7 protein-coding genes are annotated in these 6,049 nt (G+C 44.0%); 4 read left to right on the forward strand and 3 right to left on the reverse strand.

Going from position 1 to position 6,049, the window contains the following annotated elements:
• Both VIP81_RS06665 and VIP81_RS06670 read left to right on the forward strand, forming a co-directional pair.
• On the forward strand, nucleotides 1–897 hold an 897-nt coding region (locus VIP81_RS06665), incomplete at its 5' end, for a hypothetical protein (protein ID WP_331957692.1).
• A gap of 131 nt (nucleotides 898–1,028) precedes the next feature.
• Nucleotides 1,029–1,460, forward strand: coding sequence for an L-rhamnose mutarotase (locus VIP81_RS06670; RefSeq protein WP_331957693.1), 432 nt, complete (start codon nucleotides 1,029–1,031; stop codon nucleotides 1,458–1,460).
• Between the two features lie 109 nt (nucleotides 1,461–1,569).
• Here VIP81_RS06670 and VIP81_RS06675 read toward each other — a convergent pair whose 3' ends face one another.
• Nucleotides 1,570–2,916: a vanadium-dependent haloperoxidase gene (locus VIP81_RS06675; RefSeq protein ID WP_331957694.1), complete on the reverse strand. Its 1,347-nt coding sequence runs from the start codon at nucleotides 2,914–2,916 to the stop codon at nucleotides 1,570–1,572.
• A gap of 172 nt (nucleotides 2,917–3,088) precedes the next feature.
• Nucleotides 3,089–3,538 carry a hypothetical protein gene (locus VIP81_RS06680; protein ID WP_331957695.1) on the reverse strand — a complete coding sequence of 150 codons (450 nt, stop codon included), beginning with the start codon at nucleotides 3,536–3,538 and terminating at the stop codon, nucleotides 3,089–3,091.
• 252 nt (nucleotides 3,539–3,790) lie between these two features.
• Here VIP81_RS06680 and VIP81_RS06685 point away from each other — a divergent pair, with 252 nt between their 5' ends.
• Together VIP81_RS06685 and VIP81_RS06690 are read left to right on the forward strand one after the other, a co-directional pair.
• Nucleotides 3,791–4,732 carry a hypothetical protein gene (locus tag VIP81_RS06685; protein ID WP_331957696.1) on the forward strand — a complete coding sequence of 314 codons (942 nt, stop codon included), beginning with the start codon at nucleotides 3,791–3,793 and terminating at the stop codon, nucleotides 4,730–4,732.
• A 101-nt stretch (nucleotides 4,733–4,833) separates the two neighbouring features.
• The gene (locus VIP81_RS06690; RefSeq protein WP_331957697.1) at nucleotides 4,834–5,223 is read left to right on the forward strand and encodes an antibiotic biosynthesis monooxygenase family protein; all 390 of its coding nucleotides are present in this window, start codon (nucleotides 4,834–4,836) and stop codon (nucleotides 5,221–5,223) included.
• A gap of 3 nt (nucleotides 5,224–5,226) precedes the next feature.
• On the opposite strand, the gene VIP81_RS06695 is transcribed toward VIP81_RS06690, so the two are convergent.
• Nucleotides 5,227–6,049: hypothetical protein (locus tag VIP81_RS06695; protein WP_331957698.1), on the reverse strand; the 823-nt coding region annotated here is incomplete at its 5' end.

Consider the following 6,049-nt stretch of genomic DNA (forward strand, 5'->3'; position numbering starts at 1 on the left):
AGCCATTTTGTACCTGACTGCTATCGTACTCAAAACCAAAACGATCAGGAAAAAATACGCGAGAAATATAGCGTAGACATAACAATTATTGATACCGCTCAATATCGTCATACCTCTTTCAACAAAGGCCCCTCGCAGCTATGCGAGGGGCCTTTGTTGAAAGAAACAGCCAACTTAAAAATCATCATGAATATTTTAGATACCATAAAAGATCTTTTCAAAAAACAAAGTACCGATGCAATAGAAGTCGTTCCGGTGTATTATTCGCAGGATTTGAAATTTTTAGAAAACCATTTAAAAGAAGTAAATGGTAAGATCCCATTGTTGGAAGAAGTATATGGGAAAGATTTCCTTTCTTTTTTCTATGCACCTGGAATAGAGAAAACGATTCGGACCACTTTTTTAGAAACATTGGGAGTACCGGTAGCGCAGCGGGGTTTCTTAGATAATGATCATTGGAACAAAAAGCATCCTTTTAATTTCCCGGGTGCATTTTACACAGGTGAATCTGATTCCTGTGGTACCGGAGATCGTGAGGCCCCTTTTAATGTGTTGTATGATGATTATTTTAGTGAGTATATATTTAAACAGCCCAGAAACTATGCTGAGCTGTTAGGCGTGATGGATGCCGCTGCGGTGGAAGTATTCGATGGCTATTCCTGTAATGGAAATGAATATTGGACGTATACAGCATGCAGGAACTGGTGGAGCAACAGATCCGATCTGATAGTCGGCCTATATGATGATGAGCTCCAGAAGGCAAACGCCGGTCGGGAAAAAATGTATATAGCCTACCTTCAATCTCCTGAAGCTGAAATGGATCTGAGGAAGTATTGCTATTTTTTAGAGCATCATTGTTACGCTGCTAATGATAAGGTTAAGCTGCCGGATTTATAAAACAGGTAGCAGAATGGCTAAAATCGTGTTGAAATATGTCAAAGATAGCCTAATACCATATGGCTTTACCCACTACCTTCGTAAGGTATCCCTCTTTCTGAGGACATTCCACTAAATGAAAAAAGGCCATCATGAAAGTTCCATGCTATTTATTGTTGTTATTGCTAGGTATGTCATCCTGTGATCAATCCATGCAGAAGGTGAGTGATCATTCGACGCAGAAAGTGAGTCGTTATGCATCGGTGACTGGTCTCCGCCCCGAGAAAATGGAGGAATACAAACGACTGCATGCGGCTGTTTGGCCGGACGTACTGAAAATGATCGGTAAATGTCATATCAGCAATTACTCCATCTACCTGAAAAAAATAAACGAACATTGGTATTTATTCAGCTATTTTGAATATACCGGTAGCGACTTCAATGCCGACATGCAGCAGATGAAAAATGACAGTACTACTCAACAATGGTGGAAGGTAACAGCACCTTGTCAGTTACCGTTACCGGATGCTGCCTCCAAAGGAGAAACCTGGTCGGGTATGGAAGAAGTATTTCATATGGAGTAATGATGATTGGCCCCCCGGTAACCTTACAGATACAGCACAGTAATCAAAATAACAGACAGGGTTGCGTTTTAACGCAGCCCTGTCTGTTTTGTACACCGAAATAATGACATCAATAATGCAACGCTAATACCTGTTGGGCTACTGTTTTACCTGTGACTTTACCTGCCTCGCTATCAAATTCATAGTGAATACCACCGTACACACGCGAAATAGATGCTTCATTGATCATGCTGGTAAAACTGTTGAAAGACCGTGGCGAAAACCCATCAGGTGTTTTCTGTTGATCCGTAAAGGAGTAGTTATCTCCAAAGTAGCCTGCCAGAATATTGCCCGCAGCACTGGTAAAAGTCGCATGCCCTGATGTGTAGGAAGGGAAAGGGGGTGTGCCTATCAGCGGTGTCCAGGTGCTATCTATATGTAAACGGATATAGGTAACCGGCCGAATCAGATGATACTGGTATTTGTATTTCCAGCAAAGGATGGCAGCATCGTTCAATCCTATGCCTACCTGTGCTAAAATGGTGGCAGCTTCTCCAAGGTCCAGCTGCTGATCAGTTACCAGTTGTGCCGTAATGGCAATCAGGTGACCGGGAGGGGTGAACGTTCCGCCGCCATCTGCCCAATATTGTGCAATGATTTTTTCTTCCGGAGTAGGTGTTTTCCCTTTCTGATACACCAGATAGGCAGCCTTATAAAAAGCAGATGCTGTGTCTGTAGCAAATGCAGGCGGCGGAATATCTGCCTTACCTGCTTTCAGCAGCGGACGGTTGTTGCCCCAGTAGGGTAACATGGCAGATTGAAAAAGTGGTGGTGTAGGCACCCAATACCCTGGACCAACAGGCGGAATATAGTCCGTAGGGAAATTGTTCAGATACCCGTCTTTTCCTCCATCTGTGGCAGACCATTGGTAAATAGCGCCGGCAATTAGTTTACCATAATTGATGGAACGGGTTATTACTTCAGGAGAACAATTATTCGAGTATGCCTGCAGGTTACTACTTTCCAGCTGGGCAATCAATGTAAGATTTTGCGTGCTGGCATTGGGAAACAGGCTTTTGATGATTTGCGCCATGGCACTGTTGGCTGCAATGGCCCAGTTGTATCTTTTTCCCCACTCCGGCGCAGGTAGACGCTGTAACCCATTTAGCTGTCCGCCGAGGGAAGGGCTGCCACTCATACTGCCCGGCACCGCCTCATGCAGGGTAACACCCGTATAGGCGATCGCCCTGGCTGCCACCGGCGGCGTAAATCCCGGGCTTTCTTTGATCAGTTTTAGTTCCAGCTGATACCAGGAAACAGGGACGGCTGCCTCTCCTCCGGTGATCAGCCCTTGGGAAAATAGCTCAGTGGATGCAAGGGACGTGTCCGGGATCGGTGCATCATTCTTTTTACATGCGAGCAGACTAACAATGAAAAACAATCCCACTGCACGGGATAACAAACAAACAGATTTCATTTTTTCTCTTGTTTAGGAGTTAAGGATCTATGGTTAAATTCAATCAATGGCTACAGTAAACAGATTAAACCGTTTATACCGCAGGATTTCCAGGCTTTTCTTCTAACAACTATTTTGAGTTTCACATTTACTCCAACAAGATAATTATTCATTACGCAGTCTATTCGCGTACTCAAGATGCAGGAAGCACAACTTCCCAGGTTCCTTTATTTTTAGCAATATCAATCAGTTGTTGTCCGGGCGGCATCATGCGTCCTTTTTCTATCATCCTTTCCGCCCTGTCCCGGTTAGGTTTACTCCACTTGCTTTTGGGGTTGCGGGGCGTCATGGTCAGGTAAAAGCTTTCCCCATCACGCTTTTTGGCTTTGCTGTCTATCCAGCCAAAACACAGTGCTTCTTCCATGGCATCATTGTAGGAAACAGTTTGCACCGTACTTTTCTTGTGGTACTGGATCAGCCAAACAGAGACCGCCGACTGACTGTTTTGTTGCAGCCATTTCCGCCATTCCCCCCTTGTTTTGGCATAAATAGCCAATTTCCCATCTTTTGTTTCGATGATTGTTTTACCCTTACGCTCCAGTGTAATGGGTGCATATGCCGGGGAGGAGACTACCTTTGCCATGTTGATTTGTTTTGTTTTAACAAAGATAAAATGGGGGTGTGACAGCCTTATGTCAGGGGTATATTTGATCGCCGGATATTTTTTACCACTTGATTATTTGCCCGCACTGCCATTTAAAATAAACGCCCGCTGGTATCCATCTTGTTGGCTACACAGTTTGAAATGTGCCATTATTTGTCTATTTATACAAACGATAAGGGAAATGTTCACCCGTTAGTACATGAAAATTTTTCTCTGACAAGAATGGTTACTATGCGAAATACCCTGCTTTTTATTAGCCTGATCCTTTTAGGTTGTTTACCTGTCGCCTTTGCCCAACACACCAACACGATTTTTCTTTCAAAAGAAGACAATACCAAAAATAAGTTCATCGTGGTGAGTCCACCAGACTCCGTTGAAACCACCGCATTCATGTATTTAATTCCCGGCAGTTTCGAACAACCGGAAGATGTACTCATCCAAACAACACTCCCCAGGCTGGCGGCAGAAAAAGGTATCCTGGTGTTTATTCCTGTTTTTGAAACCGGTGTGACGGCCTTCGCCATCGACGATTCCACGCAACACTCCTTCCGGAAAATGCTGGACTATTGTGTGAAGCAATATAAACTGGAAGGAAAGGATTTTTACCTGGGCGGTTATTCGATGGGTGGCACCTGTGCGATTAAATATGCAGAACTGGCCGTTAAAAATAATTACCCGATAAAACCAGCCGCCGTTTTTGCGGTAGACCCACCCCTGGACTTTTCCCGGTTCTACAATGCCGCACAGCGTAACCTGCGATTAACAAAAGGCTTTTCTGCCAATCCGGAATTAGTGTATATGACGGACAGGATAGCAAAGAAAATGAAAGGTACGCCCGCTACTGCGCAGAAAAATTATTTTGAAGCCTCGCCTTATTCGTTTGACGATACCACGCAGGCCGCCGTTAAATTACTCATTAAAATACCAGTTACTATTTATACAGAACCGGATATCGATTGGTGGATGCAGGCAAGAGGATTTGATTACTCAAATATAAATAGCCCCGATGGCGCAGCGATGGTCAACGAACTGCATCTATTGGGAAACAGATCTGCCAGATTTATTCCGACTGCTGACAAAGGATACAGATATCCTAATCACAACCGGCATCCGCATTCCTGGAGTATCCTGGACCCCACGGATCTTTTTACCTGGTTTAATACGTTAAAATAACTGCACGCATATTCCGGGTTTTACCACCCTACTTTTTAGTAAGTTATTGATTAAAGAAACGATCCGGCATACCTTCATCTCTATAAAATATTTATCATCATATGAAAATACTATTAGCGATGACCATGCTCTTTCTTTCGTCAACAGCTACTCCTGCTTTTGCACAAACCAATTCATCAATATCCTCCACAGAAATTATCCGGTATAATGTGCCGGCAACCGAACATGCCAGTTTTGAAAAAGCATATCAGGATGCCGGTCAATACCTGCAGGCATCTCCCAGCTGCCTTGGATACCAGGTGATTCACGGCAATGAAGAACCCAATCACTATATCGTGATTATTCACTGGACTTCCCAACAAGACCACCTGCAGTTATTCAGAAAAGAAAAGAATTTCCCGGCTTTCTTTAACCTGGTAAAGCCTTTTTATAATTATATAGAAGAAATGAAACACTATGATCCTACGCCTAACCAGTGGGTGAGGAAATAGCGACTATCGTTTCACCGCTATTTTGCTCAACAACTGTGGGGCACTCATGCTACTGTAATCATATTGATACAATCCGTCTTTAGCGCTGACCAGCAGCCGGTGCTGGTTTTCAAAAGGGATCACATCAAAAGTGTCCAGTCCCTCTACCAATTTGGTAGTGGCAATATGGTTTACATCTGTAGCGTTGAGGAAGCGAAGCCCAAATGTACCTTCGCAAACGAAAAGGTTGCCATGATCGATCCCCAGACCAAAAGGATTCTTCATTTCCACCGTGCTTAGTTTCACTGGGTGATCTATGTCGCTGATATCAAACACCTGTAGTTGATTGCCAATACTTCCACAGGTGGCGCCACTTCTGATGGTGACGTATGCTTTATTTCCTTCCACGACCACCGGATCACAGGCCCTGAAATGCGTTACCTGGGAGCGTTGTTTAGGGACGGCCGGATTAGCAATATCATAAATATACATGGCGTTACTACTGCCAATGAACAGGTAATCGCCATAAGGGAAAATAGTTTCAATGCCAGTATTGATGGGCTGTTCATTTTTAAACACAGGGTTGGCGGCATTGGCTATGTCAAATGCTTTTAGTTGCCACAAATTAACGGTATACAGGTAGTCTTTAATGATCGTAAAACGAGCCATTGAGCCGCCTTTTCCTGCGCCGGACTTGCTGTTGTAAGCCGAGGCAACTGAAGGACTGGAAAACATGATATAATCAGTATAGGCAGGCACCTTACAATCATAAATATAGGAAGTATCTCTGCTCGTATAGCCCACTACGATACTGTCGGCCTGACTCCATCCCACCATCATCCCGTTT

The sequence above is a fragment of the Chitinophaga sp. genome (assembly GCF_036566945.1).
Classification (GTDB): Bacteria; Bacteroidota; Bacteroidia; order Chitinophagales; family Chitinophagaceae; genus Chitinophaga.